The sequence below is a fragment of the Bacteroides sp. GD17 genome (assembly GCF_038448625.1).
In the GTDB taxonomy this organism is placed as follows: domain Bacteria; phylum Bacteroidota; class Bacteroidia; order Bacteroidales; family Bacteroidaceae; genus Bacteroides.
On record NZ_JBCEZS010000059.1, the window covers coordinates 1 to 693 of the forward strand.

At 52.2% G+C, this 693-nt stretch carries 1 rRNA gene; it reads right to left on the reverse strand.

The annotated features are described in order from the left end of the window. Positions 1-134 precede the first annotated feature (134 nt). A 16S ribosomal RNA gene (locus AAE250_RS23575) occupies positions 135-693 on the reverse strand; the annotation flags it as partial.

The window sequence follows — 693 nt, forward strand, 5'->3', positions numbered from 1 at the left end:
TTATTATAGGTATATCTTTAATAAACAATTACTCGCAGTACAAGAGGTTCTGATGGAAGCATCACTCAAAGAACCAACTTCTTTATTGTCAATTGTCAATTATAAATTGCCAATCGTTCGAGTCGTCACTCCAGAAAGGAGGTGTTCCAGCCGCACCTTCCGGTACGGCTACCTTGTTACGACTTAGCCCCAATCACCAGTTTTACCCTAGGACGCTCCTTGCGGTTACGTACTTCAGGTACCCCCGGCTTTCATGGCTTGACGGGCGGTGTGTACAAGGCCCGGGAACGTATTCACCGCGCCGTGGCTGATGCGCGATTACTAGCGAATCCAGCTTCATGGAGTCGGGTTGCAGACTCCAATCCGAACTGAGAGAGGCNGTTACGTACTTCAGGTACCCCCGGCTTTCATGGCTTGACGGGCGGTGTGTACAAGGCCCGGGAACGTATTCACCGCGCCGTGGCTGATGCGCGATTACTAGCGAATCCAGCTTCATGGAGTCGGGTTGCAGACTCCAATCCGAACTGAGAGAGGCTTTTGGGATTAGCATCCTGTCACCAGGTAGCTGCCTTCTGTACCCCCCATTGTAACACGTGTGTAGCCCCGGACGTAAGGGCCGTGCTGATTTGACGTCATCCCCACCTTCCTCACATCTTACGACGGCAGTCTCCATAGAGTCCCCAACATGACTTG